This window comes from Marimonas arenosa (assembly GCF_030848945.1).
Classification (GTDB): Bacteria; Pseudomonadota; Alphaproteobacteria; order Rhodobacterales; family Rhodobacteraceae; genus Marimonas; species Marimonas arenosa.
Genome location: NZ_JANHAX010000002.1, coordinates 706966 through 728614, shown reverse-complemented (window position 1 = coordinate 728614; position 21649 = coordinate 706966). Strand labels below are relative to the sequence as shown.

22 protein-coding genes are annotated in these 21649 nt (G+C 63.3%); 11 read left to right on the top strand and 11 right to left on the bottom strand.

Annotated features, from left to right (window positions below):
• The first annotated feature begins 87 nt into the window (after nucleotides 1-87).
• From NO357_RS09770 to NO357_RS09760, 3 genes are read left to right on the top strand one after another with little or no spacing between them, the layout of a single operon-like run.
• A complete protein-coding gene (locus NO357_RS09770) occupies nucleotides 88-1026 on the top strand; it encodes a bifunctional riboflavin kinase/FAD synthetase (protein WP_306735460.1) in 939 nt (312 codons plus the stop codon).
• Nucleotides 1023-1496, top strand: a complete 474-nt coding sequence (locus NO357_RS09765) for a YcgN family cysteine cluster protein (protein WP_306735459.1) — start codon at nucleotides 1023-1025, stop codon at nucleotides 1494-1496. The genes NO357_RS09770 and NO357_RS09765 overlap by 4 nt, the downstream gene beginning before the upstream one ends.
• Before the next feature lie 55 nt (nucleotides 1497-1551).
• On the top strand, nucleotides 1552-2598 hold the full coding sequence (locus tag NO357_RS09760; RefSeq protein ID WP_306735458.1) for a threonine aldolase family protein: 1047 nt from the start codon (nucleotides 1552-1554) through the stop codon (nucleotides 2596-2598).
• 104 nt (nucleotides 2599-2702) lie between these two features.
• Here NO357_RS09760 and NO357_RS09755 read toward each other — a convergent pair whose 3' ends face one another.
• Nucleotides 2703-3524, bottom strand: coding sequence for an alpha/beta fold hydrolase (locus NO357_RS09755; protein WP_306735457.1), 822 nt, complete (start codon nucleotides 3522-3524; stop codon nucleotides 2703-2705).
• Nucleotide 3525: 1 nt separating this feature from the next.
• On the bottom strand, nucleotides 3526-4125 hold the full coding sequence (locus tag NO357_RS09750; protein WP_306735456.1) for a 2-hydroxychromene-2-carboxylate isomerase: 600 nt from the start codon (nucleotides 4123-4125) through the stop codon (nucleotides 3526-3528).
• Between the two features lie 131 nt (nucleotides 4126-4256).
• On the opposite strand from NO357_RS09750, the gene NO357_RS09745 reads away from it, so the two are divergent.
• Nucleotides 4257-5267, top strand: coding sequence for a ribose-phosphate pyrophosphokinase (locus NO357_RS09745; RefSeq protein WP_306735554.1), 1011 nt, complete (start codon nucleotides 4257-4259; stop codon nucleotides 5265-5267).
• 31 nt (nucleotides 5268-5298) lie between these two features.
• Here the strand turns inward: NO357_RS09745 and NO357_RS09740 are convergent, their stop codons facing one another.
• The 6 genes from NO357_RS09740 to NO357_RS09715 all read right to left on the bottom strand — a co-directional run bounded on the left by NO357_RS09740 (nucleotide 5299) and on the right by NO357_RS09715 (nucleotide 10675).
• Nucleotides 5299-5649, bottom strand: a complete 351-nt coding sequence (locus tag NO357_RS09740; protein ID WP_306735455.1) for an H-type lectin domain-containing protein — start codon at nucleotides 5647-5649, stop codon at nucleotides 5299-5301.
• Nucleotides 5650-5770: 121 nt separating this feature from the next.
• Entirely contained in the window at nucleotides 5771-6166 is a 396-nt protein-coding gene (locus tag NO357_RS09735; protein ID WP_306735454.1) for a F0F1 ATP synthase subunit epsilon, read from the bottom strand.
• 65 nt (nucleotides 6167-6231) lie between these two features.
• Complete coding sequence (gene atpD / locus NO357_RS09730; RefSeq protein ID WP_306735452.1) at nucleotides 6232-7656, bottom strand: F0F1 ATP synthase subunit beta; 1425 nt, start codon at nucleotides 7654-7656, stop codon at nucleotides 6232-6234.
• Nucleotides 7657-7676: 20 nt separating this feature from the next.
• Entirely contained in the window at nucleotides 7677-8546 is an 870-nt protein-coding gene (locus tag NO357_RS09725; protein ID WP_306735451.1) for a F0F1 ATP synthase subunit gamma, read from the bottom strand.
• A 29-nt stretch (nucleotides 8547-8575) separates the two neighbouring features.
• Nucleotides 8576-10114: a F0F1 ATP synthase subunit alpha gene (atpA, locus tag NO357_RS09720; protein WP_306735450.1), complete on the bottom strand. Its 1539-nt coding sequence runs from the start codon at nucleotides 10112-10114 to the stop codon at nucleotides 8576-8578.
• Nucleotides 10115-10675 (bottom strand): F0F1 ATP synthase subunit delta, encoded by a 561-nt coding sequence (locus tag NO357_RS09715; RefSeq protein WP_306735449.1) that lies wholly within the window; start codon nucleotides 10673-10675, stop codon nucleotides 10115-10117. It lies immediately after the preceding gene.
• Between the two features lie 494 nt (nucleotides 10676-11169).
• On the opposite strand from NO357_RS09715, the gene NO357_RS09710 reads away from it, so the two are divergent.
• Nucleotides 11170-11967, top strand: a complete 798-nt coding sequence (locus NO357_RS09710) for a hypothetical protein (RefSeq protein WP_306735448.1) — start codon at nucleotides 11170-11172, stop codon at nucleotides 11965-11967.
• Nucleotides 11968-12010: 43 nt separating this feature from the next.
• On the opposite strand, the gene NO357_RS09705 is transcribed toward NO357_RS09710, so the two are convergent.
• Complete coding sequence (locus NO357_RS09705; protein ID WP_306735446.1) at nucleotides 12011-12790, bottom strand: class I SAM-dependent methyltransferase; 780 nt, start codon at nucleotides 12788-12790, stop codon at nucleotides 12011-12013.
• 64 nt (nucleotides 12791-12854) lie between these two features.
• Between NO357_RS09705 and gloB the strand changes: the two genes are divergently transcribed.
• The 6 genes from gloB (at nucleotide 12855) to NO357_RS09675 (ending at nucleotide 18759) form a co-directional block, all read left to right on the top strand.
• The gene (gloB, locus tag NO357_RS09700; protein WP_306735445.1) at nucleotides 12855-13625 is read left to right on the top strand and encodes a hydroxyacylglutathione hydrolase; all 771 of its coding nucleotides are present in this window, start codon (nucleotides 12855-12857) and stop codon (nucleotides 13623-13625) included.
• Nucleotides 13626-13737: 112 nt separating this feature from the next.
• Nucleotides 13738-14325, top strand: coding sequence for a TetR/AcrR family transcriptional regulator (locus NO357_RS09695; RefSeq protein ID WP_306735444.1), 588 nt, complete (start codon nucleotides 13738-13740; stop codon nucleotides 14323-14325).
• On the top strand, nucleotides 14316-14600 hold the full coding sequence (locus NO357_RS09690) for a YciI family protein (protein WP_306735443.1): 285 nt from the start codon (nucleotides 14316-14318) through the stop codon (nucleotides 14598-14600). Before NO357_RS09695 ends, NO357_RS09690 begins: the two co-directional genes overlap by 10 nt.
• Before the next feature lie 15 nt (nucleotides 14601-14615).
• Nucleotides 14616-15221 carry a DNA-3-methyladenine glycosylase I gene (locus NO357_RS09685; protein ID WP_306735441.1) on the top strand — a complete coding sequence of 202 codons (606 nt, stop codon included), beginning with the start codon at nucleotides 14616-14618 and terminating at the stop codon, nucleotides 15219-15221.
• A gap of 257 nt (nucleotides 15222-15478) precedes the next feature.
• Complete coding sequence (gene clpA, locus NO357_RS09680) at nucleotides 15479-17797, top strand: ATP-dependent Clp protease ATP-binding subunit ClpA (protein WP_306735440.1); 2319 nt, start codon at nucleotides 15479-15481, stop codon at nucleotides 17795-17797.
• Nucleotides 17797-18759: a M23 family metallopeptidase gene (locus NO357_RS09675; protein ID WP_306735439.1), complete on the top strand. Its 963-nt coding sequence runs from the start codon at nucleotides 17797-17799 to the stop codon at nucleotides 18757-18759. Before clpA ends, NO357_RS09675 begins: the two co-directional genes overlap by 1 nt.
• 162 nt (nucleotides 18760-18921) lie before the next feature.
• On the opposite strand, the gene NO357_RS09670 is transcribed toward NO357_RS09675, so the two are convergent.
• Together NO357_RS09670 and ftsH are read right to left on the bottom strand one after the other, a co-directional pair.
• The gene (locus NO357_RS09670) at nucleotides 18922-19701 is read right to left on the bottom strand and encodes a methyltransferase domain-containing protein (protein ID WP_306735438.1); all 780 of its coding nucleotides are present in this window, start codon (nucleotides 19699-19701) and stop codon (nucleotides 18922-18924) included.
• Nucleotides 19698-21617: an ATP-dependent zinc metalloprotease FtsH gene (gene ftsH, locus NO357_RS09665; protein WP_306735437.1), complete on the bottom strand. Its 1920-nt coding sequence runs from the start codon at nucleotides 21615-21617 to the stop codon at nucleotides 19698-19700. Before ftsH ends, NO357_RS09670 begins: the two co-directional genes overlap by 4 nt.
• Nucleotides 21618-21649 lie beyond the last annotated feature (32 nt).

Genomic DNA, 21649 nt, shown 5'->3' with positions numbered 1-21649 from the left:
CCGACGCGCGCGCCTTGCGAGGCCGGCCAAAAGGTTCGGCGAGCATCGCCGCTTGCACCTTCGGCGCCCGACGGCTAACCAGCCTTCATGCGTATCATCCGCGATTACACCTATGTCTCTAAGGCTGACAAGGGCGCCTCGGCCGCGATCGGAAATTTCGATGGCGTACATCTCGGTCACCAGTCGGTGATCGACATCGCCCGGTCCGAGGCCGACCGCCTGCGTGTGCCTCTCGGTATCGTGACCTTCGAACCGCACCCGCGGCAGTATTTCGCACCCGACGCCCCGCCTTTCCGGCTGATGAGCGCCGAAGCCCGCGCCCACCGGCTGCAGAAACTCGGGGTTGAGCGGCTATATGAGCTCAACTTCAACGCCGCGCTCTCCTCGCTGACGCCCGAGACCTTTGCCAGCGATGTGATCCACGAGGGTCTGGGCCTGCGCCACGTCGTCATCGGCGCGGATTTCTGCTTCGGCAAGGGCCGCGCCGGCACGGCGCGCGATCTCCAGGATTTCGGGCAGGAGTTCGGCTTCGGCGTCACCGTCGCCGAACTTCTCGAGGGTGACAAGGGCGAGGTCAGCTCGACCGCCATCCGTAACGCGCTCTCCGAGGGCCGCCCGCGCGACGCCGCGGCGATGCTCGGTCACTGGCACCGGATCGAGGGCACCGTGATCGGCGGCGACCAGCGCGGCCGAGAACTGGGCTATCCCACCACCAACATGTCGATTGACGGCCTGCACCCGCCGCGCTTCGGGGTCTACGCCGTGCTGGTCGACGTGCTCGACGGTCCACACCAGGGCAGCTACCGTGGCGCGGCCTCGATGGGCGTGCGGCCGATGTTCGGGGAAAACAAGCCCAACCTGGAAACCTTCCTTTTCGACTTCTCCGGTGATCTCTACGGCACCGAACTGTCGATCGCTCTGGTCAAATACCTGCGCCCCGAGGCGAAATTCGACAGCCTCGAGGCGCTTATCGCCCAGATGGATGCCGACTGCGCCCGGGCCCGCGAGATTCTTGCCGCAATATGACCACTGACCCGATCGACCGCAGCGGCCTCAGGCGCCGTTTCTGGGAGTCCACTCCGCTCACGCACATGTCTCAAAAGGAATGGGAGGCGCTCTGCGATGGCTGCGGCAAGTGCTGCCTCAACAAGCTCGAGGACGAGGAAACCGGCGAGGTCGCCCTGACGCGGGTCGCCTGCCGTCTGTTCGATGACGATACCTGCCGCTGTGCACAGTATGATATCCGCCGTCAGTTCGTGCCCGACTGCATCTCGCTGACGCCTGCGACCATCCCGAAACACGCTTATTGGCTGCCGAAGACCTGTGCCTACCGCCTGCTGTGGGCCGGTGAGTCCCTGCCCGATTGGCACCCGCTGCTCAGCGGCACGGCACAATCGGTGCATGACGCGGGGGTTTCCATGCAGCACCGCACCGTGCCAGAATTCGAGGTCGAGGAAGACGACTGGGAAGACCACATCATCGAGGAGCCGGTTTGAGGTGCCCCATTGCAGGCTAGAAACCGACTCTCGAAATATCTGAAAGGCAAAGGATATGTTTTTCGCCTCCGACAATACCGGCCCGGCCCATCCGCAGATTATCGATGCGCTGGCACGCGCCAATGAAGGCTATGCCATGGGTTATGGCGCCGACGCGATCATGGACCGTGCCAGGACCGGGCTGCGCGACGTCTTCGAGGCACCCGAGGCCGAGGTTTATCTCGTCGCCACCGGGACCACCGCGAATTCGCTGGCGCTGGCGACACTGACCAAGCCCTGGGAGACGATTTTCTGCACCCCAACCGCGCATATCCACGAAGACGAGTGCAATGCACCGGAATTCTACACCGGCGGAGCGAAACTCACCCTGGTGGGGCGCGAGGACAAGATGACCGCGGCGACGTTGCACGCCGCGATCCTCGCCGAGGAAAATCGCGGCGTGCACGGGCCGCAGCGCGGGCCGGTCTCGATCACGCAGGTCACCGAACGCGGGCAGGTCTACACGCTCGACGAGCTCTCGGCGCTCACGGCCACGGCGCACGAGTTCGGCCTGAAAAGCCATCTGGACGGCGCACGTTTTACCAACGCGCTGGTGGCGCTCGGCTGCACCCCGGCCGAGATGACATGGAAACTGGGCATCGACGCAGTCTCCTTTGGCGGCACCAAGAATGGTTGCCTCGGCGTCGAGGCGGTGGTGTTCTTCGACCCGGGCCACGCCTGGGAATTCGAACTCCGGCGCAAGCGCGGCGGGCACCTGTTTTCCAAACACCGCTACCTCTCGGCTCAGATGGCAGCCTATCTCGAGGACGGGCTCTGGCTCGACTCCGCGACCCGGGCCAATACCGCTTGCAAGCGTCTGACCGAGGGGCTGCGGGGAGTGCCGGGGGTGACGTTCGATTATGAGCCGCAGGCCAACATGATCTTCCTTCACATGCCCCGCGCGATGCATCAGCGGCTGCGGGCAGCGGGGGCGATGTACTACGTTCTGGCCGGCGATCCTGACCATGGCCCGGACGACGAAGCGCTGCCGGCGCGTCTGGTTTGCGACTGGTCGATCAGAGACGCACAGATAGACCGCTTTGTCGAACTTGCCCGCGGCTGACCTGATCCGGTTGTGCGCCTGCGGCGCACAGGTTTCGTATGATTGGGGGGTCGCCCCGCACACCCCATTGTTTTTCCGGAACGGTCGAAGACGAACGCCGGCGGTCAGATTTCCGGCACCGTGTCGAGGAACTCGGCAATCAGCGCCGCCGTCTCGTCAGGATGGGTGATCGGCGCCATATGTCCGGCGCCCGGGATCGCGATATCGCGCGCGCCCTTCAGACGCCGGACAATCGCCTTGTGGATCGGCTCGACGAAACCCGAACTGTCGGCTCCGCGAATGAGCAGGGCCGGCACGTCCAACGCTTCGATCCGCCGGTCGCGCAGCAAACCCGGCCGGTCTTCCAGAACCGTCGGTTGGTTTGCCTGGATCAGATGGATCTTGCTGGCCAGAAACTTCTGGTGCTCGCGTGGCAGGGCCTGCCACGGCCGGCCGTCCCCCCATTCGGTCATGAAGGCGCGCGCCGCTTCCATCCGGTCGCCCCGCTTAAGCGCCTCGATATACCCGGCGTTGGTATCGTGATGCTGCTCGGCGAGCACCGGATCGTCGGCCAGCGCCGCCGCGACGAAGACACTTTCGATCATTACCAGGCTGCGCACCAAGTCCGGCCGTTCGATCGCCAGCCGAAGCCCAACCGTGGCCCCGAAGGAATGGCCGATGACGTCCACCGGCCCCTCCGCGCCGATCAAGTCGGCCGCCATCGCCACCGACAGATCCTGCATATCGCGCGCCGGCGTCCAGTCGCCGCTGCGCCCGTGTCCAGGCAGGTCATAGGCCCGCATCGTCAGCCGTTCTCCCAGGGCCGCGGCAACCCCCTTCCACGCGCCCGAATGCGCCAGCGAACAGTGGATCAGCAGCGCCTGGCGCGGACCGGTTCCGAAGGTCGTCCAATAGGTCGGATGGCCGCCCCGGATATCCCGCGGCATGTCAGAGATCGCCCGCCAGATGCGCGTCGAGATCGCCCAGCCGGTCCTGACCCCAGAACAGCTCGCCATCATCGCAGACATAGAAAGGGGAGCCGAATACCCCCGCCTCGATCGCCTCTTCGGTGTTGCGGGCATAGGTCTCGGCCCCGGTCAGCAGCCCGCTCATGGTCAGGCCGCGGTCGAACCCGGCAGCCTCCAGGCAGTCCTGCACCACCGCCTCGTCGGCGATGTCCTTTTCCTCGGCCCAGCAGGCCCGCAGGATACCGTGCACCAGCCCGGCCAGATCGCCTCCGCCGGCGTTCTGCGCCGCGATGATGGCATAGGAGGACGGCGCCGGGTTGGTCGGGAAGAATGGTGGCTTCAGCACGATCGGCAACCCCGACTTGCCGGCCTGGCGGCGCAGTTCCTGCAACCGGTAGGCCTGCCGCGAAGGGTGGCGTTCGGCCGGTGGCGTGCCGCCAGTTCGGGCAAACAGGCCAAGGATGTCCATCGGCTTGTAGTTCACCTGCGCCGCATGGCGCGCCGCAATCTCCTCCAGCCTCAGCCCGGCCAGGTAAGCAAACGGGCTCAGGGTGGAAAAATAATAATCGATGCTGGCCAAAATATCTCTCCACAGATGCCAATCGGGGGTCGCATGGCTTTGCCCGAAACTAGAGAGATGCTAAGCGGTGTCAACGTCACGATTCTGTCATGCGCCCGCGCCGCGCCAACACCCCGGGGATCACGCCAGTCATGCCGAATACCGATGAACCGAAGCTGATTTCGGGCAATGCCAACCTGCCGCTGGCCCAAGCGATTGCCCGGCGCATGTCGATGCATCGCGGCAAGTCGATCAAACTTGTCGATACCCGGGTCGAACGGTTCAATGATGGCGAGATCTTCGTCGAGGTTTTCGAGAACGTCCGCGGCGAGGACATGTTCATCATCCAGTCGACCTCGAACCCGGCGAACGACAACCTGATGGAACTCTTGATCATGGCCGACGCGCTGCGCCGCTCGTCGGCGGCCCAGATCACCGCAGTGATCCCCTATTTCGGCTATGCCCGCCAGGACCGCCGGACCAAGGCGCGCACGCCGATCAGCGCCAAGCTGGTGGCTAACATGATCGCCGGCGCCGGCATCGAGCGGGTGCTGACCATGGACTTGCACGCCGCCCAGATTCAGGGTTTCTTCGACATTCCGGTCGACAACCTCTATGCTTCGCCGATCTTTGCGCTCGACATCCGGCATCACTTCAAGAAGAAAATATCCGACGTGATGATCGTGTCACCCGACGTCGGCGGCGTGGCCCGCGCCCGGGAACTGGCCAAGCGGATCAATGCGCCTCTCGCCATCGTCGACAAGCGCCGCGAAAAACCAGGCGAGGTCGCCGAGATGACCGTGATCGGCAATGTCGAGGGCAAGCACTGCATCATCGTAGACGACATCTGCGACACCGCCGGCACGCTGTGCAAAGCGGCCGAGGTGATCATGGAGAACGGCGCCAAGGAGGTGCATTCCTATATAACCCACGGCGTGTTGTCTGGGCCCGCGGTCGATAGGATCACCAAGTCGGTGATGAAGTCGCTGGTGATCACCGACTCGATCCAGCCGACCGAAGCGGTTAAGGCCGCCCCCAACATCCGCATCGTTCCCACGGCACCGATGTTTGCCCAGGCGATCTTGAACATCTGGACCGGCACCTCGGTCAGTTCACTGTTCGACACCGAGATGCTCGAGCCGATCTACGAAGGCTTCTTCTGAACCCGCCGGTCCTCACCCTGCCGCCTCCGGGTCAATAGAGTTCCCAGTCGTCCTCGTTCGTGACCGGGCCAATCGCCATCCAGCTGATGCGGACGCGCGCAACCTTAGTGTCGCCCCAAGTCCGAAACACCAGGTCGAAGCCGTTTCCGGTGACGTTTATGGCTTCGACATCGGCGCGCACATTGGTGGCGCTGTCCACGTCCCACAGCGTCAGAGAACAATGCACGGCCGGCACCTCTTTGAACGGCTCGGCGAAGGTGATCCCCTTGACCCGCTCACGGTGGCCCATGCCGGTCCACATCTCGCCGCCATCCTCGAAGTCCTCGAACAGAACGTCATTGCCCTGGGCGATACCAATGCTTTGCGATGCGAATTTCTTCATGCTGTTGAGGTTGGCCGACTTGCCCGTTTTCTCCAGATTTCAGGTATTCTGGACGAAATGTAAAAGAAAAAGGCCCGGGACGGTGAGACGCCCGGGCCTTTTAGAAATGTCATCCGTGCTGTCAGGCCACGGCGTCGCGCAGGGCCTGAAGATCGGCCAGCTGCTTGTCGGCCATGTCGCGCAATGCGCCTGTCGCCTCGCTGGCGGCCGCTTGTGCCGCCTCGATCAGAGGATCGAGATCCGCCGCCTTGGCCTCGCCCAGCGGTACGGCCTTCTCGGCCAGGATCGACGCGCCCTCGGCGTTGACCTCTGCAAAGCCACCGGTCACCAGGAAATCTTTCGCTCCTTCCGGGCCGTTTACTTTGAGCACGCCGGGTCGCAGTGTGGTGACCATCGGCATATGCCCGGGCATCGCCGTCAGGTCGCCGTCAGCACCGGGGATCTGGACCTCGGCCGCCTGGTACGAGGCCAGCCTCCGTTCGGGGCTTACCAGATCGAATTGCATCGTATCAGCCATGTTCCTCTCCTTCGTGAGAGCCTGTCCGCCCACCCCCGATTACCGGCGGTGGGAAGAGGCTGAGATTAAGCAGCTTCCGCAGCCAGTTTCTCGGCTTTGGCGATCACCTCGTCGATGCCGCCGACCATGTAGAAGGCCGCTTCGGGCAGGTGGTCGTATTCGCCGGCCACAACCGCCTTGAACGAGGCGATGGTGTCTTCCAGCGCGACCTGCACGCCATCCGAGCCGGTGAAGACTTTTGCCACGTCGAAGGGCTGCGACAGGAAACGCTGGATTTTCCGGGCGCGGGCCACGGTCAGCTTGTCCTCTTCGCTCAGTTCGTCCATGCCGAGGATCGCGATGATGTCCTGCAGCGACTTGTAGCGCTGGAGGATCTCCTGCACGTCAGAGGCCACCTTGTAGTGCTCTTCACCGACGATGGCCGGGTCAAGCAGGCGCGAGGTCGAGTCGAGCGGGTCCACGGCCGGGTAGATACCCAGTTCCGAGATCGCACGTGACAGAACCGTGGTTGCGTCGAGGTGGGCAAACGAGGTTGCCGGCGCCGGGTCGGTAAGGTCATCCGCGGGAACGTAGATGGCCTGCACCGAAGTAATCGAGCCGGCTTTCGTCGAGGTAATCCGTTCCTGCATCGCGCCCATGTCGGTGGCCAGCGTCGGCTGGTAACCCACAGCCGAAGGAATACGGCCAAGAAGCGCCGACACCTCGGAGCCTGCCTGGGTGAAGCGGAAGATGTTGTCGACGAAGAACAGAACGTCGGTCCCCGACTGGTCACGGAACTGCTCAGCCAGGGTCAGACCCGACAGGGCAACCCGCATCCGGGCCCCCGGAGGTTCGTTCATCTGACCGTAAACCAGGGCCACTTGGCTTTCTTCCAGGTTATCGAGGTTGATAACGTTGGATTCGATCATCTCGTGGTAAAGGTCGTTGCCTTCACGGGTCCGCTCGCCGACACCAGCGAACACCGAGAAGCCCGAGTGCACCTTGGCGATGTTGTTGATCAGTTCCATGATCAGAACCGTCTTGCCCACGCCGGCGCCGCCGAACAGGCCGATCTTGCCGCCCTTGGCATAGGGCGCCAGCAGGTCAACCACCTTGATGCCGGTGACCAGAACTTCCGACTCGGTCGACTGCTCTTCGAAAGCCGGTGCTTCCTGGTGGATGGCGCGGTATTCTTTGGCTTTCACCGGTCCCTTTTCGTCCACCGGCTCGCCGACGACGTTGAGGATACGACCCAGGGTGGCGTTACCCACCGGCATGGTGATCGGGCCATCGGTGTCGACGACTTCCTGACCGCGCACCAGACCTTCGGTGGCGTCCATCGCGATCGTCCGCACGGTGTTTTCACCAAGGTGCTGGGCGACTTCCAGCACCAGTTTGTTACCATTGTTGTCGGTGGTCAGGGCGTTCAGGATCGCCGGCAGGTGATCGCCGAACTGCACGTCCACAACGGCGCCGATCACCTGGGTGATTTTGCCTTTTGCATTTGCCATGTTTCGTCTCCGGTTGTCTCTTAAAGCGCCTCGGCGCCCGAAATGATTTCAATCAGCTCGTTGGTGATCACGGCCTGGCGCGAGCGGTTGAACTGGATGGTCAGCTTGTCGATCATCTCGCCGGCGTTGCGGGTGGCGTTGTCCATCGCGCTCATCCGGGCGCCCTGTTCGGACGCGCCGTTTTCCAGCAGCGCACTGAAGACCGCGGTGGCTACACCCGACGGCAGCAACTCGGCCAGGATTTCCTCCTGATCGGGCTCGTAGTCATAGACCGTGCCATCGCCGGCTTCCGCGTCGACCGGGGTCGGGATGATCTGCTGCGCCGTCGGCACCTGGCTGATCACCGACTCGAAGCGCGAGAAGAAGATCGTCGCGACATCGAATTCGCCGCCCTCGAACCGCGCCAGCAGGTCGGTGGCGATGTCCTTGGCGTTGGCATAGCCAAGCTTCTTGACTTCGCTCAGGTCGACATGCGCCACGAACAGGCTGGCATAGTCACGCTTGAGCTGTTCGCGGCCCTTCTTGCCGACGGTCAGGATCTTGACCGTCTTGCCCTTGCCCTGCAGCTCTTCGATTTTGGCCTTGGCCATTTTCACGATCGAGCTGTTGAAGCCGCCGCAAAGACCGCGTTCAGCGGTCATCACCACCAGCAGGTGGGTCTGATCGCTGCCGGTGCCCTTGAGCAGCAGCGGTGCATCGTCCGATCCCTTGGCCGATTGCGCCACTGCCGTCAGAACAGCGGCGAAACGCTCGGTGTAAGGGCGCGCTTCCTCGGCCGCATCCTGTGCCCGCCGCAGTTTCGCGGCGGCCACCATCTGCATGGCCTTGGTGATCTTGCGGGTCGATTTGACCGACTCGATCCTTGTTTTAAGGTCCTTAAGACTCGGCATTGCCCAATCTCCTTTTTCCCCTGGCCCCCTTAAGCGAAGTCAGCGGCAAATTCGTCGATTGCTGCCTTGATCTTGTCTTCCAGCTCGTCCTTCACCTTGCGGTCGTTGTTGGTGATGTCTTCGAGCAGGTCGGTGTGCTTGGAGCGCAGATGCGCCAGCAGACCGGCCTCGAAACGGCCAACTTCGCGGACGCCGATCTTGTCGAGATAGCCCTTGGTGCCAGCATAGATGACACAGACGATCTCGGCGTTGGTCAGCGGCGAATACTGCGGCTGCTTCATCAACTCGGTCAGGCGCGCGCCCCGGCCCAACAACTGCTGGGTGGCGGCGTCGAGGTCCGAGCCGAACTGGGCAAAGGCCGCCATTTCGCGATACTGCGCCAGGCTCAGCTTCACCGGACCGGCAACCGAGGACATCGCCTTGGTCTGGGCCGAGGAGCCAACGCGCGACACTGACAGACCGGTGTTCACGGCCGGGCGGATACCCTGATAGAACAGCTCGGTTTCCAGGAAGATCTGGCCGTCGGTGATCGAGATCACGTTGGTCGGAATAAAGGCCGACACGTCGCCGCCCTGGGTTTCGATGATCGGCAGCGCGGTCAGCGAGCCGCCACCGTTGTCTTCGTTCAGCTTGGCCGAACGTTCCAGCAAGCGCGAGTGAAGATAGAAAACGTCACCCGGATAGGCTTCGCGCCCCGGCGGGCGGCGCAGCAGCAGCGACATCTGACGATAGGACACAGCCTGTTTGCTGAGGTCATCGTAAATGATCAGCGCGTGGCGGCCGTTGTCGCGGAAATGCTCGGCCATGGCGGTGGCCGAATAGGGCGCCAGAAACTGCATCGGCGCCGGGTCCGAGGCGGTCGCGGCCACGACGATCGAATATTCGATGGCGCCGCTCTCTTCGAGTTTCTTCACCAGCTGGGCCACGGTCGACCGCTTCTGGCCAACGGCCACGTAGACGCAGTAGAGCTTCTTGCTCTCGTCGTCGCCGGCGGCTTCGTTATAGCTCTTCTGGTTCAGGATCGCGTCCAGTGCCACGGCGGTCTTGCCGGTCTGGCGGTCGCCGATGATCAGCTCGCGCTGACCACGGCCGATCGGGATCATCGAGTCGACGGCTTTGAGGCCGGTCGCCATCGGCTCGTGCACCGATTTGCGCGGGATGATGCCCGGCGCCTTGACTTCGGCCAGGGCGCGCTTCTTGGTCTTGATCGGGCCCTTGCCGTCCAGCGGGTTGCCCAGCGCATCGACGACGCGGCCCAACAGTTCGTCGCCCGCAGGCACGTCGACGATGGCGTTGGTGCGCTTGACGGTGTCGCCTTCCTTGATGTCACGGTCCGAACCGAAGATCACGACACCGACGTTGTCGCTTTCCAGGTTCAGCGCCATGCCCCGGATGCCACCGGGGAATTCGACCATCTCGCCGGCCTGGATGTTGTCGAGGCCATAGACGCGCGCAATCCCGTCACCGACGCTTAGCACACGGCCCACTTCGGCGACCTCGGCTTCCTTGCCGAAGTTCTTGATCTGGTCCTTCAGGATCGCAGAAATCTCTGCAGCTTGGATACCCATTTATCCGACCTCTTTCATTGCGTTCTGGAGAGAGTTGAGGCGCGAGCGTATCGATGTGTCGATCATCTTCGAGCCCACTTTGACGACGAGACCGCCGATGAGGCTTTCATCGACGGTCGCTTTGATTTTCACGGTCTTGCCGACGCTGGCCTTCAGCGACTTGGCAAGCTTGTCCGACTGCGCCTTGGTCAGCGCCTTGGCGCTTACAACCTCGGCCGTCACCTCGCCCTTGTCCTCGGCGATTGCGTCGCGCAGCGCCTTGACCAGTTGCGGCAGGACGAACAGCCGGCGCTTGCTGGCCATCAGACCCAGCGTGTTGGTCATGGTTTCCGAAAGCCCCATCTTCTGCGCGATGGAACCGATCGCGGCGGCCTGCTCGCTCCGCGAGTAGACCGGCGAATGTATCAGCGCGCGAAAATCGGCGCTGTCGCCAAGTACCGCGTCAAGCGCCTCGATATCCGCCTCGATGGCTTTGATGGCTTTGGTTTCTTTGGCCAGTCCGAAAACGGCCGTGGCATAGCGTGCAGCGATGCCGGTTGAGATCGAAGCTGGTTCGGACACGTCCACCCTTTCGATTTTCTGGCCCCGGGTGTTCGCAAACCCCTCGCGGCGCTGAGCGTGAGTTGCTCGAGCCGGAAGGGGCGTCCCGGGGGCGTTTGCGAGCCTTGCGTCAACAAAGCGTCGAAATTCGGGGCGGGTGTAGCAGAGCGCAACCAGCCTAGCAACCTGCTATGACGAAAAGGACTCTGGTGAATTTCATTACTTTTCAAAGACTTGAAAAAAGTGCGACCGATTGCGCTCGGTCCGGGGCCGAAAAAAGAGCGCCCAGGCCCGGGATTTGCCGAATCCTTTGCCGAATGCCGGCTGCCTGCGTTATCGCTATCAACATTTTTTCGCCCGTAGCGCGACACTACAACACTTCCGGCACCGGTCCGGAACCGGAACAGGAGGCTTGGCGAAGGCCCGGGTTTGTGCATTAGTGCGTCGCAGTTGGCAACACGCGCCAACGCCGCTGCCTCGCCCTTTCCGAAGTGATAGGTTTCACTGGTTTTCCGATGTCACATGTTCTCGTTCCTCCGGACACCCCATGCCTCGTTCCCGGTTTCGATCCGGCAGAGGACATCCTGGCCATCGCCCTGCCGGCCGACCGGGATGGCGGTCTCGATCACCATCTGGCGATCCGGCGGAACAAGCGCCGCGGCTTTCTCGAGGTCGCCCTGACCCACACTGCCTCGGGCGCGCGGTTTCTTGTCCGCATGCCTGGGCTGGACCGGCTCGATCCCTCCTGCGTTGCCGTGATCTCGCTCGATGATGCCGAATTGCTGGCGCCGAAGGCGCGCACGGCCGGTGAAACGAGGTCGTCCGTCGACGAAGCTGAACGCGGAGGCCCCGGCAGAGGACCGCGCAAGATGGCCTTTCACCACCGCCACGACTGGTACCGCGACGGCCCGCCCGCCGAAAGGTATTTCGATCTTTCCAACCCAGAATCCGAACTGGACATCCACCTCGACACCGAAAACGGCGGCTCGGTCTATGCCATCCGGCTGACCGAGAAGATGCAGCCGCGCCACCCCGGCGGGCAAAAGAACCTGGTCGCCGACACCCAACGGTCGATCGTGCTGGTGCAGGCCTCTCCTGGAACACCTCTGCTGTCATCGTCGGTCCTGGCCCAGTGGTTCACCACACGGCTCGGCAGTGACCGGTTCAGGGTGATCGCCCGGATCTGGCTTGGCAATGAAAGGCAGTATGTCGACGCCGATACCGGAACACGCCGCCGGGTCGGTCGGATCAACGACAGCCCGGCTCTGGCCATCCGCGGCCCCCTCGCCGGCTCCGTGGCAATCGAGCGTTAACCCCGGCGTCAACCCTTCTCCGCGCAAGCCGTGCACACGGTTCTTAAGACATGTCGTGCCGCGTTCCGACACGAGTTTGCGGCAGACGTGCCGCCGTCGGTTTCGGGCTGGGGTTGAGGATCGAGATCGGTTTCTTCACCCGTTCGCCCAACCCACCACTCGGTGCAGGCACCCGCTTTGAGGCCTCGACCATCAGCACACCACCTGCTGCGACCATCGGAATTGCGCGCCCAGAGCGTTCCCAGAAGGCTGCTGTCTTGCGCCAGAACCGCTTTTCGCTCGGCGGCTGGTATAGCGTTGTGCGCTGCTCCTCAGTCAGGAAACCATGCGTCTTCAACTGGGTGTCGAGCTGTCCAAGCGAATAGGGTCGCCCGTATCCAAACGGCGTGCGGTCGTTCCGGCTCCACAACCCGGCACGGTTCGGCACAATGAAAAGCGCCTTGCCTCCCGGCCCCAGCACCCGCAGGCATTCCTCCAGCACCGCACTCGGCATCTCGCTCGTCTCCAGCCCGTGCAGCACGATCAGCTTATCGACGCGACCAGTCTCAATCGGCCAGGCGGTCTCGTCGGCCAGCACGCTCACATTCGGTTCGCCGGACGGCCACTGCATCACCCCCTGCGGACCCGGCATCAGCGCAATCACCCGCCGGGCGTCGCCGAGATACGGGCGCAGCAGCGGAACGGCGAACCCGAAGCCCAGCACCGTCTGGCCATGGGCCTCGGGCCAGATATCCAGCATCTGGTCGCGGATCACCTTCTGCGCCGCCCGCCCCAGCGTGCTGCGGTAGTAGAAGTTGCGCAGATCCTGCACGTCGAGATGCATTGCAGACCGGCTCCCGATGCGTCACTCTTGGGACCACCTTAACAACAGCCTCCGGGAAAAAGCCATGGCCCTCGATCTCGTCACCATTCCGTGCCTCTCCGACAATTATTGTTTCCTGATGCATTGCGATGAAACCGGCGACACCGCGGTGATCGACGTGCCGGAGTCCGCTCCGGTCGCGGCCGAGCTGGAGAAACGTGGCTGGACGCTCACCCATGTGCTGCTGACTCATCACCACTACGACCATATCGACGGGCTGGAAGAGTTGAAGGCCGACTATCCCGAAGCCGTGGTGATCGGGGCCGAGGCCGACGCCCACCGGCTGCCGCCGCTCGACCTGAAAGTCAAGGCGGGCGACACCATCACCGTCGGCATCGAATGGGTCCGCGTGCTCGAGGTGCCGGGCCACACCGTCGGCCATATCGCCTATCATTTCCCCGAAAGCGAGGTCGTCTTCACCGGCGACAGCCTGATGGCGCTGGGCTGCGGCCGGTTGTTCGAGGGCACGGCCGAGCAGATGCAGGCCAGCCTCGCGAAACTCGCCGCGCTCGACCCGGGCACGCTGGTCTGCTCGGGCCACGAATACACCGCATCCAACGCGAAATTCGCTTTGACCATCGAATCCGGCAACGCCGCCCTGCAACAGCGCGCCAAGGACATCGAAGCCGCCCGCGCCAAGGGCGACTTCACCGTGCCCTCAAAGCTCCAGCTCGAGCTCGACACCAATCCTTTCCTGCGCTGGGACAGCCCGGAAGTGCAGGCCAGCGTGAACCTGCCCGGCGGTGATCCAGTCGCGGTTTTCGCCGCCGTGCGCCAAGCCAAAGACAACTTCTGATCCCCCTGACCCCGGGCCGAATCCAAGGCGTCCTCCGGCAAGGCAGTTCTGAAACCTTGACGCCGTAGGACGGTTGACCTAAGAATTAGGACAAATGCCCTAATTCGCCACCATGCCACACGTCGATACCAAATCCCGCATCATCGAAGCCGCCGACGACCTGTTTTACCGGCAAGGCTACGATCACACCTCGTTTGCTGACATCGCCGCGTCGGTCGGCCTGTCGCGCGGCAATTTCTATTATCACTTCAAGACCAAGGACGAGATCCTCGCCGGCGTCATCGCCCACCGCCTCGACAAGACCCGCGCCCTGCTGGCCGACTGGGAACGCTCTGCCGACGCCCCTGTCACGCGCATCCTCAGCTTCATCGACATCCTGATCATGAACCGCAGCAGGATCGCGGCCTATGGCTGCCCGGTCGGCACGCTGTGTTCGGAACTTGCCAAGCTCGACCATGCGCTTCAGGCCGAAGCGGGCAAGCTCTTCACGCTCTTCCGCGATTGGCTCGCCCGCCAGTTTGCCGCGCTCGGTCTCGGGGATCGGTCACACACGCTCGCCATGCAACTGCTATCGCGCAGCCAGGGCGCGGCCACACTGGCGCAGGCCTTCCACGACGAAACCTTTCTGCGCAGCGAAGTCGCCGAGATGCGGCGCTGGCTCTCTGAACTGATTGAGAAAAGTGAGGTCCCATGTTCCTGATCTTTCTGAAATTCGCCGACAAGTCCCGCGCGCCCGATCTGATGGCCGCCCATAACGCCTGGCTGAGCCAAGGCTTCGACGACGGTGCCTTCCTCGTCTCGGGCACGTTGCAGCCCGGCCTCGGCGGCGCCATCCTCGCGACAGAGAAGAGCCGTGCCACCGTCGAGGCCCGCATTGCCGCCGACCCTTTCGTCGCCCAGGGCGTGGTTACGCCAGAAATCCACGAAATCACCGCGTCCAAGGCCAACCCGCGCCTCGACTTCCTGCTCGCCTGATCCAAGGAGCCGCCCATGCCCAGTCTCACCCCCGGCCCCGATGGCCGCCCGCGCTGCGGCTGGTGCGGCGATTACGCGCCTTTCTTCCCCTATCACGATCACGAATGGGGCTTCCCGGTGGATGACGATATCCGTCTGTTCGAAAAGCTCTGTCTTGAATCCTTCCAGTCCGGCCTCAGCTGGCGCACCATCCTGGACAAACGAGAAAACTTCCGCGCCGCCTTCGACGGGTTCGATTTCAACCGCATGGCCACTTTCTCCGAGGCGGATGTCGACCGCCTGTTGCAAAATGCCGGCATCATCCGCCACCGTGGCAAGATCGAGGCCGTGATTAACAACGCCGCCCGGGCGCAGGAAATCGTGCGGGATTTCGGATCGCTGGCCCGGTTCCTCTGGTCCTATGAGCCGCCGGAGGAGGAAATCCCGGTGCCGCAGTCCTTGACCACCTCGCCATCCAGCCACGCACTGTCGAAGGATCTCAAGAAACGCGGCTGGAAATTCGTCGGCCCCACCACCGTCTTCGCCTTCATGCAATCGATGGGATTGGTCAATGACCACGCCGAGGGATGCGCGACACGGGCCGAGGTCGACGCGGCGCGGGCGGCTTTCAAGCGTCCATGACCGCTTGAAACCATGCGCCTGCACCCTATCTTCAGACCATCGCCGCAACCACCGACGCGCAACCTTGCGTGTCACGAATTGTCCCTCCAACTGCCTGCTTTTCACGTTTTCCTGCGCCACACACGGGAAATGTGAACGGCTTTCCCAAGAAAAGCCTTGAAGCCGGGCCACAATCGACCAAACTTTAAGACTATGAGGCCATGATCGCCGGGCGGCCCCAACCTTCCGGCGGCGCAGCAGAAAGGAGCATGGGTCACATGCCTTCATTCTCGACCACCCTGGAACAGGCCATTCACAGCGCGCTCGCGCTCGCCAATGCCCGTCGCCACGAATTCGCAACGCTGGAGCATCTGCTCTTGGCCCTGATCGACGAACCCGACGCCGCCCGCGTGATGCAGGCCTGCGCGGTCGATCTCGAAGAGCTGCGCCAGACTCTCGTGGAATTCATCGACGAAGACCTGTCGAACCTCGTCACCGAAATCGAAGGCTCCGAGGCTGTCCCGACCGCCGCCTTCCAGCGCGTCATCCAGCGCGCCGCGATCCATGTGCAAAGCTCCGGCCGCACCGAGGTGACCGGTGCCAACGTGCTGGTCGCGATCTTCGCCGAACGCGAATCGAACGCCGCCTATTTCCTCCAGGAACAGGACATGACCCGCTATGACGCGGTGAATTTCATCGCCCATGGCGTGGCCAAGGATCCTGCTTTCGGCGAAGCCCGCCCGGTGCAGGGCGCCGATATCGAGGAAGAAGCGCACCATGCCGAGGAAGGCGAAGGCAAGGAATCGGCGCTGGCGAAATACTGTGTCGATCTCAACGCCAAGTCCCGCCGCGGCGATGTCGACCCGCTGATTGGCCGCGCGAACGAGGTTGAACGCTGCATCCAGGTGCTGTGCCGCCGGCGCAAAAACAACCCGCTCCTGGTCGGCGACCCCGGCGTCGGCAAGACCGCCATCGCCGAAGGACTCGCCCACAAGATTGTCGAGGGCGAGACGCCCGAGGTGCTGGCCAATACCACAATCTACTCGCTCGACATGGGCGCACTTCTGGCCGGCACCCGCTATCGAGGTGATTTCGAAGAACGCCTCAAGGCCGTGGTCAGCGAATTGGAAGAGCACCCTGACGCGGTGCTCTTCATCGACGAGATTCACACCGTGATCGGGGCCGGCGCCACTTCCGGCGGCGCGATGGACGCGTCGAACCTGCTCAAGCCCGCCTTGCAGGGCGGCAAGCTCCGCTGCATGGGTAGCACGACCTACAAGGAGTTCCGCCAGCATTTCGAAAAGGACCGCGCGCTCTCCCGCCGGTTCCAGAAGATCGACGTCAGCGAACCCTCGGTCGAGGACACGGTGAAGATCCTCAAGGGGCTGAAACCCTATTTCGAGGAACATCACAGCGTCAAATACACCGCTGATGCGATCAAGACGGCCGTCGAGCTGTCGGCGCGCTACATCAACGACCGCAAGCTGCCCGACAAGGCCATCGACGTGATCGACGAGGCTGGCGCGGCCCAGCATCTGCTGGCGGCATCCAAGCGCCGCAAATCGATCGGTGTCAAAGAGATCGAGGCCATCGTGGCAAAGATCGCCCGTATTCCGCCGAAAAATGTCTCCAAGGACGACAGCGCTATACTGAAAGATCTCGAAAAATCCCTCAAGCGTGTGGTCTTCGGCCAGGACAGCGCCATCGAAGCCCTGTCCTCGGCGATCAAGCTGGCCCGCGCCGGCCTGCGCGAGCCGGAAAAACCCATCGGCAACTATCTCTTCACCGGTCCCACCGGCGTGGGCAAGACCGAGGTTGCGAAACAACTGGCAGACACGCTGGGCGTGGAACTGCTGCGGTTCGACATGTCGGAATACATGGAGAAACATGCGGTGTCGCGGCTGATCGGCGCGCCGCCGGGATATGTCGGCTTCGATCAGGGCGGCATGCTGACCGATGGGGTCGACCAGAACCCCCATTGCGTGCTGCTGCTCGACGAGATCGAAAAGGCTCACCCGGACGTCTACAACATCCTGTTGCAGGTCATGGATCATGGGAAACTGACCGATCACAACGGCCGGACCACCGATTTCCGCAACGTGATCCTGATCATGACCTCCAACGCCGGGGCCGCGGAACAGGCAAAGGCCGCCATCGGCTTCGGCCGTGACCGCCGCGAAGGTGAAGATACCGCCGCGATCGAACGCACTTTCACGCCAGAATTCCGCAACCGGCTCGATGCGGTGGTCAGCTTCGCACCCTTGTCGAAAGAGGTCATCCTGCGCGTGGTCGAAAAATTCGTGCTTCAGCTTGAGGCCCAGTTGATGGACCGCAACGTTACCATCGAGTTGACACCCAAGGCTGCCGAGTGGCTGGCTGACAAGGGCTATGACGACAAGATGGGTGCCCGCCCCCTCGGCCGGGTGATCCAGGAACATATCAAGAAGCCGCTGGCGGAAGAGCTGCTCTTCGGCAAACTCGCCAAGGGCGGTGTCGTCAAGGTCGGCGTCAAGAAGGGCAAGGTCGACCTCCAGGTCGAAGGTCCGCAGAAACCGCGCATCAAAGGCGACAAGCCACCGCTGCTCACCGCCGATTGATGCGCGCAGTGCTGATCGGCGGGTGTCTGGCGGCGGGCTCGGCGCTGGCCGCCGACCCGCCGGTGCTGCAGTTTCCGCTCGATTGCACTCTCGGTGAAACCTGCTTCATCGAGGACTACGTCGATCACGACCCCGATCCCGGCAAGATCAGCGACTTTGCCTGCGGCCTCAACACCCGCGACAGCCACAAGGGCACGGACATTGCACTGCTGCGCTTCGACGACATCGAAGCCGGCGTGACCGTCCGCGCCGCCGCACCCGGTCGGGTGTGGCGCACGCGCGACGGCATGCGCGACGACTGGCGCGAGAAACCCGGCGTGACCGCGGAAAACGCCTGCGGCAACGCCGTGATCCTCGACCATGGCGACGGTTGGCAAAGCGTATATTGCCACCTGCGCCAAGGCTCGATCCGCGTCGCTGATGGCGACCGGGTCTATGCCGGCGCCGCCCTGGGGCTGGTCGGCCTCTCCGGCCGGACCACGCATCCCCACCTGCATCTCAGCCTCTATCGCAACGGTGCGCTGGTCGATCCGTTCAGGCCCGACGGTGGTGACGGCTGCGGCCCCGCCGGCGCCAGCCTGTGGGCCGATCCCCCAGCCTATCACGCCACGCTGCTGCGCCGGGCCGGCTTTTCCGACCACGTGCCCGATCATGATGACCTGCGTGACGGCAGCGCCCGGCGCGACCGGATCGCGCCGGATGCGCCGCTGGTGGTCTATGCCGAGGCCGGCCATGCCCGGCCGGGTGACCAGATCACCATCACCGCGACCGGCCCCGAGGGTGAGATCTTCCGCGATACCCGTATCCTGTCGGATCCGAAACCCAGCCAACTCCCCGCCTTCGGTCGCAAGGCCCCGCCCGGCGGTTGGCCCGAAGGTGCCTACCTAGGCGAGATCCTGCTGACCCGCGCCGGTCTGGTCATCGCCCACCGCTTCGCCCATGTCAAAGTGGCCGGACCCTGACGCTCTTTCTTGGCGAAAATACTCATGTGACGGACGGTGCCGCCGAAACCGGCCTCCGCACTGCGGACCCCAGAGACGCGCGAGGGCGGCGGGGCGGGCAGGTGCACCATCGACAGCGGGGCCACGGCAGCCGGGGTGGGCGCCGCCCGAGCGCGGCTCTTGCTACACCGTCAACGTGAAGAACAGTCGCCGGAACGGAAACAGGACCGTGCCATCCGCACCGCGCGGATAGGCCTTCTCCATCACCTCTTCGTAGGCCCGTATCAGCCGACCCTGCTCGTCCTCGTTCAACGACTCCAGGATCGGCCGGGCGAATGTGCTCTCGGTAAAACGGCGCACCGGATGCGCCTCCGGGTCTGCCGGCAACACCTGGAAGTAATCGGTTTCCCACAAGGTAAATGCACCGAGATCGTTCAACAGGTGGAAATAGCGCGGCGGCTTCATCACCCCCGGCCCGGCGTCGAGATCCACCCGGCCCGGAAACAGCTCGTCGACCAGCGACAGCCAGACCCGGTGCGACGGGGCGTTGTTCTGGTGCGGCATCTGTACGGCCAGCGTGCCGCCGGTCGCGAGCATGCCGGCAAGCCGCGGAAACAGCGTCTCGTGATCCTTCAGCCAGTGCAGTGTCGCGTTGGAAAAGATCAGCCCGGCCCGCCCGGTTCGCCATACTGCGATATCGGCCTCGTCAAGCTTGTCATAGGCCCCGGTTTCCCGCGCGCTCTCCAGCATCGCCGGCGAGCTGTCTACCCCCACCAGCCAGTGCCCGGGGAAACGTGCCTTCAGGCTTTCGCCCATCACGCCGCCGCCACAGCCAAGGTCGATCACATCGCCGCCGCCAACCGAGCGGATCGCCCCCATCAGATCGAGCGCCGGGCGCAAACGCAAATCCCGGAACCTGGCGTAGGCCCCGGGATTCCAATCGCTTAGCGCGCGGTCCGTCATGCGGTCGGCTCTGGCTCCATGCCACCCTCGCCCTTGGGTTTGCGCGGCTTGGTTTTCGGGATCGCCGTCACAGACGGCGCACTACCGGTATCGGGCGTGTCGTCCTCGTCATCTTCCTTATGCGGCGGCTCGCCACGGATGACACGTTCAATCTCCTCGCCGGTCAGCGTCTCGTATTCCAGCAGGCCCAGTGCCAGCCGTTCCCAGTCCTCCTGACGCTCTTCCAGGATACCGCGGGCCCGCTGATAGCCTTCGTCGATGATCCGCTTGACCTCTTCCTCGATCAGTTCCTTGGTGTGGGCCGAGATCGAGAAACCACCAGCGCCATTACCGCGGAAGGCCTCCGCGGCCTCCTGGTAGTCAATATTGCCGACCTTGTCGGACATGCCCCAGCGCATCACCATGGCACGGGCCAGGCCACTGGCTTGCATGATATCTCCTGCCGGCCCGTTCGACACCGAGTCATCGCCCCATTTCAGGATTTCCGCGGCCTTGCCGGCCATGGTCATGGCGATCTTTTGCTGCAGCTCGTCCTTGAAATAGTTGAGCTGGTCCATTTCCGGCAGGCTCATCACCATGCCCAGCGCCTGGCCGCGCGGGATGATCGTGGCCTTGTAGACCGGGTCGCATTTCGGCAGCGTCAGCCCGACGATGGCGTGCCCCGCCTCGTGATAGGCGGTCATTTCTTTCTGCGCCTGGGTCATGACCATGCTGCGGCGCTCGGCGCCCATCATGATCTTGTCCTTGGCCATCTCGAAATCTTCCATCGACACGAACCGCCGCCCGATCCGCGCCGCCATCAGCGCCGCCTCGTTCACAAGGTTGGCCAGGTCGGCGCCGGAAAAACCGGGCGTGCCGCGCGCGATAATGCGCAGGTCCACATCCGGACCCAGCGGTGTCTTGCGGGCATGCACGTTCAGGATCTTCTCGCGACCCTTGATGTCGGGGTTGGGCACGGTCACTTCGCGGTCGAACCGGCCTGGCCGCAACAGCGCTGGATCCAGCACGTCCTTACGGTTTGTGGCAGCGATGATGATCACGCCCTCATTGGCCTCGAACCCGTCCATTTCAACCAGCAACTGGTTCAGCGTCTGTTCGCGCTCGTCATTGCCGCCACCGTAACCGGCGCCTCGGTGACGGCCGACGGCGTCGATCTCGTCGATGAAGACGATGCAGGGCGCATTTTTCTTGGCCTGTTCGAACATGTCGCGCACGCGGCTCGCGCCAACGCCCACGAACATTTCCACGAAATCCGATCCGGAAATGGTGAAGAACGGCACACCAGCCTCGCCCGCGATGGCCCGAGCCAGCAGCGTCTTACCGGTGCCCGGCGGGCCCACCAGCAACGCGCCTTTCGGGATCTTGCCACCAAGGCGCGAAAACTTCTGCGGGTTGCGCAGGAACTCGACGATCTCTTCCAGCTCTTCCTTGGCCTCGTCGATCCCTGCCACGTCGTCAAACGTCACCCGGCCGTGCTTTTCGGTCAGCAGCTTGGCCCGGCTCTTGCCGAAACCCATCGCCCCGCCACCGCGACCGCCCTGCATCCGGTTCATGAAATAGACCCAGACGCCGATCAACAGCAGGAACGGCAAAAGGCTCAGGATGAAGGTCTGGAAACCCGACTGTTCCTGGCTTTCGGCCTTCACCGGGATGTCCTGGTCGATCAGCAGGTCGGTGACTTCGGCATCCTGCGGCTTGATCGCGACATAGTCCTTGCCGTCCTTGCCGCGGAAGCGCACCCGTTCACCATCGAGCGTGACGTTTGACACCCGGCCTTCATCGACCGCGGTGACGAATTCCGAATAACTGATTTCGCGGCTCTGCAGCGTGTTGCCGCCGCCCGAGAACAGGTTGAACAGCGCCAGGATCAGCAAAAACAGTACGACCCAGAAAGCGACGTTTCTCGCGTTACCCAAAGGTTTGCTCCTCGAGATTCAGGTTTGCGCCG

Excerpts from the sequence above, each read along its gene's own strand:
- NO357_RS09770 (WP_306735460.1), top strand. The coding sequence starts at position 88 with ATGCGTATCATCCGCGATTACACCTATGTCTCTAAGGCTGACAAGGGC.
- NO357_RS09765 (WP_306735459.1), top strand. The coding sequence starts at position 1,023 with ATGACCACTGACCCGATCGACCGCAGCGGCCTCAGGCGCCGTTTCTGG.
- NO357_RS09760 (WP_306735458.1), top strand. The coding sequence starts at position 1,552 with ATGTTTTTCGCCTCCGACAATACCGGCCCGGCCCATCCGCAGATTATC.
- NO357_RS09755 (WP_306735457.1), bottom strand. The coding sequence starts at position 3,524 with ATGCCGCGGGATATCCGGGGCGGCCATCCGACCTATTGGACGACCTTC.
- NO357_RS09745 (WP_306735554.1), top strand. The coding sequence starts at position 4,257 with ATGCCGAATACCGATGAACCGAAGCTGATTTCGGGCAATGCCAACCTG.
- NO357_RS09740 (WP_306735455.1), bottom strand. The coding sequence starts at position 5,649 with ATGAAGAAATTCGCATCGCAAAGCATTGGTATCGCCCAGGGCAATGAC.
- NO357_RS09735 (WP_306735454.1), bottom strand. The coding sequence starts at position 6,166 with ATGGCTGATACGATGCAATTCGATCTGGTAAGCCCCGAACGGAGGCTG.
- atpD (WP_306735452.1), bottom strand. The coding sequence starts at position 7,656 with ATGGCAAATGCAAAAGGCAAAATCACCCAGGTGATCGGCGCCGTTGTG.
- NO357_RS09725 (WP_306735451.1), bottom strand. The coding sequence starts at position 8,546 with ATGCCGAGTCTTAAGGACCTTAAAACAAGGATCGAGTCGGTCAAATCG.
- atpA (WP_306735450.1), bottom strand. The coding sequence starts at position 10,114 with ATGGGTATCCAAGCTGCAGAGATTTCTGCGATCCTGAAGGACCAGATC.
- NO357_RS09710 (WP_306735448.1), top strand. The coding sequence starts at position 11,170 with ATGTCACATGTTCTCGTTCCTCCGGACACCCCATGCCTCGTTCCCGGT.
- NO357_RS09705 (WP_306735446.1), bottom strand. The coding sequence starts at position 12,790 with ATGCATCTCGACGTGCAGGATCTGCGCAACTTCTACTACCGCAGCACG.
- gloB (WP_306735445.1), top strand. The coding sequence starts at position 12,855 with ATGGCCCTCGATCTCGTCACCATTCCGTGCCTCTCCGACAATTATTGT.
- NO357_RS09695 (WP_306735444.1), top strand. The coding sequence starts at position 13,738 with ATGCCACACGTCGATACCAAATCCCGCATCATCGAAGCCGCCGACGAC.
- NO357_RS09690 (WP_306735443.1), top strand. The coding sequence starts at position 14,316 with ATGTTCCTGATCTTTCTGAAATTCGCCGACAAGTCCCGCGCGCCCGAT.
- NO357_RS09685 (WP_306735441.1), top strand. The coding sequence starts at position 14,616 with ATGCCCAGTCTCACCCCCGGCCCCGATGGCCGCCCGCGCTGCGGCTGG.
- clpA (WP_306735440.1), top strand. The coding sequence starts at position 15,479 with ATGCCTTCATTCTCGACCACCCTGGAACAGGCCATTCACAGCGCGCTC.
- NO357_RS09675 (WP_306735439.1), top strand. The coding sequence starts at position 17,797 with ATGCGCGCAGTGCTGATCGGCGGGTGTCTGGCGGCGGGCTCGGCGCTG.
- NO357_RS09670 (WP_306735438.1), bottom strand. The coding sequence starts at position 19,701 with ATGACGGACCGCGCGCTAAGCGATTGGAATCCCGGGGCCTACGCCAGG.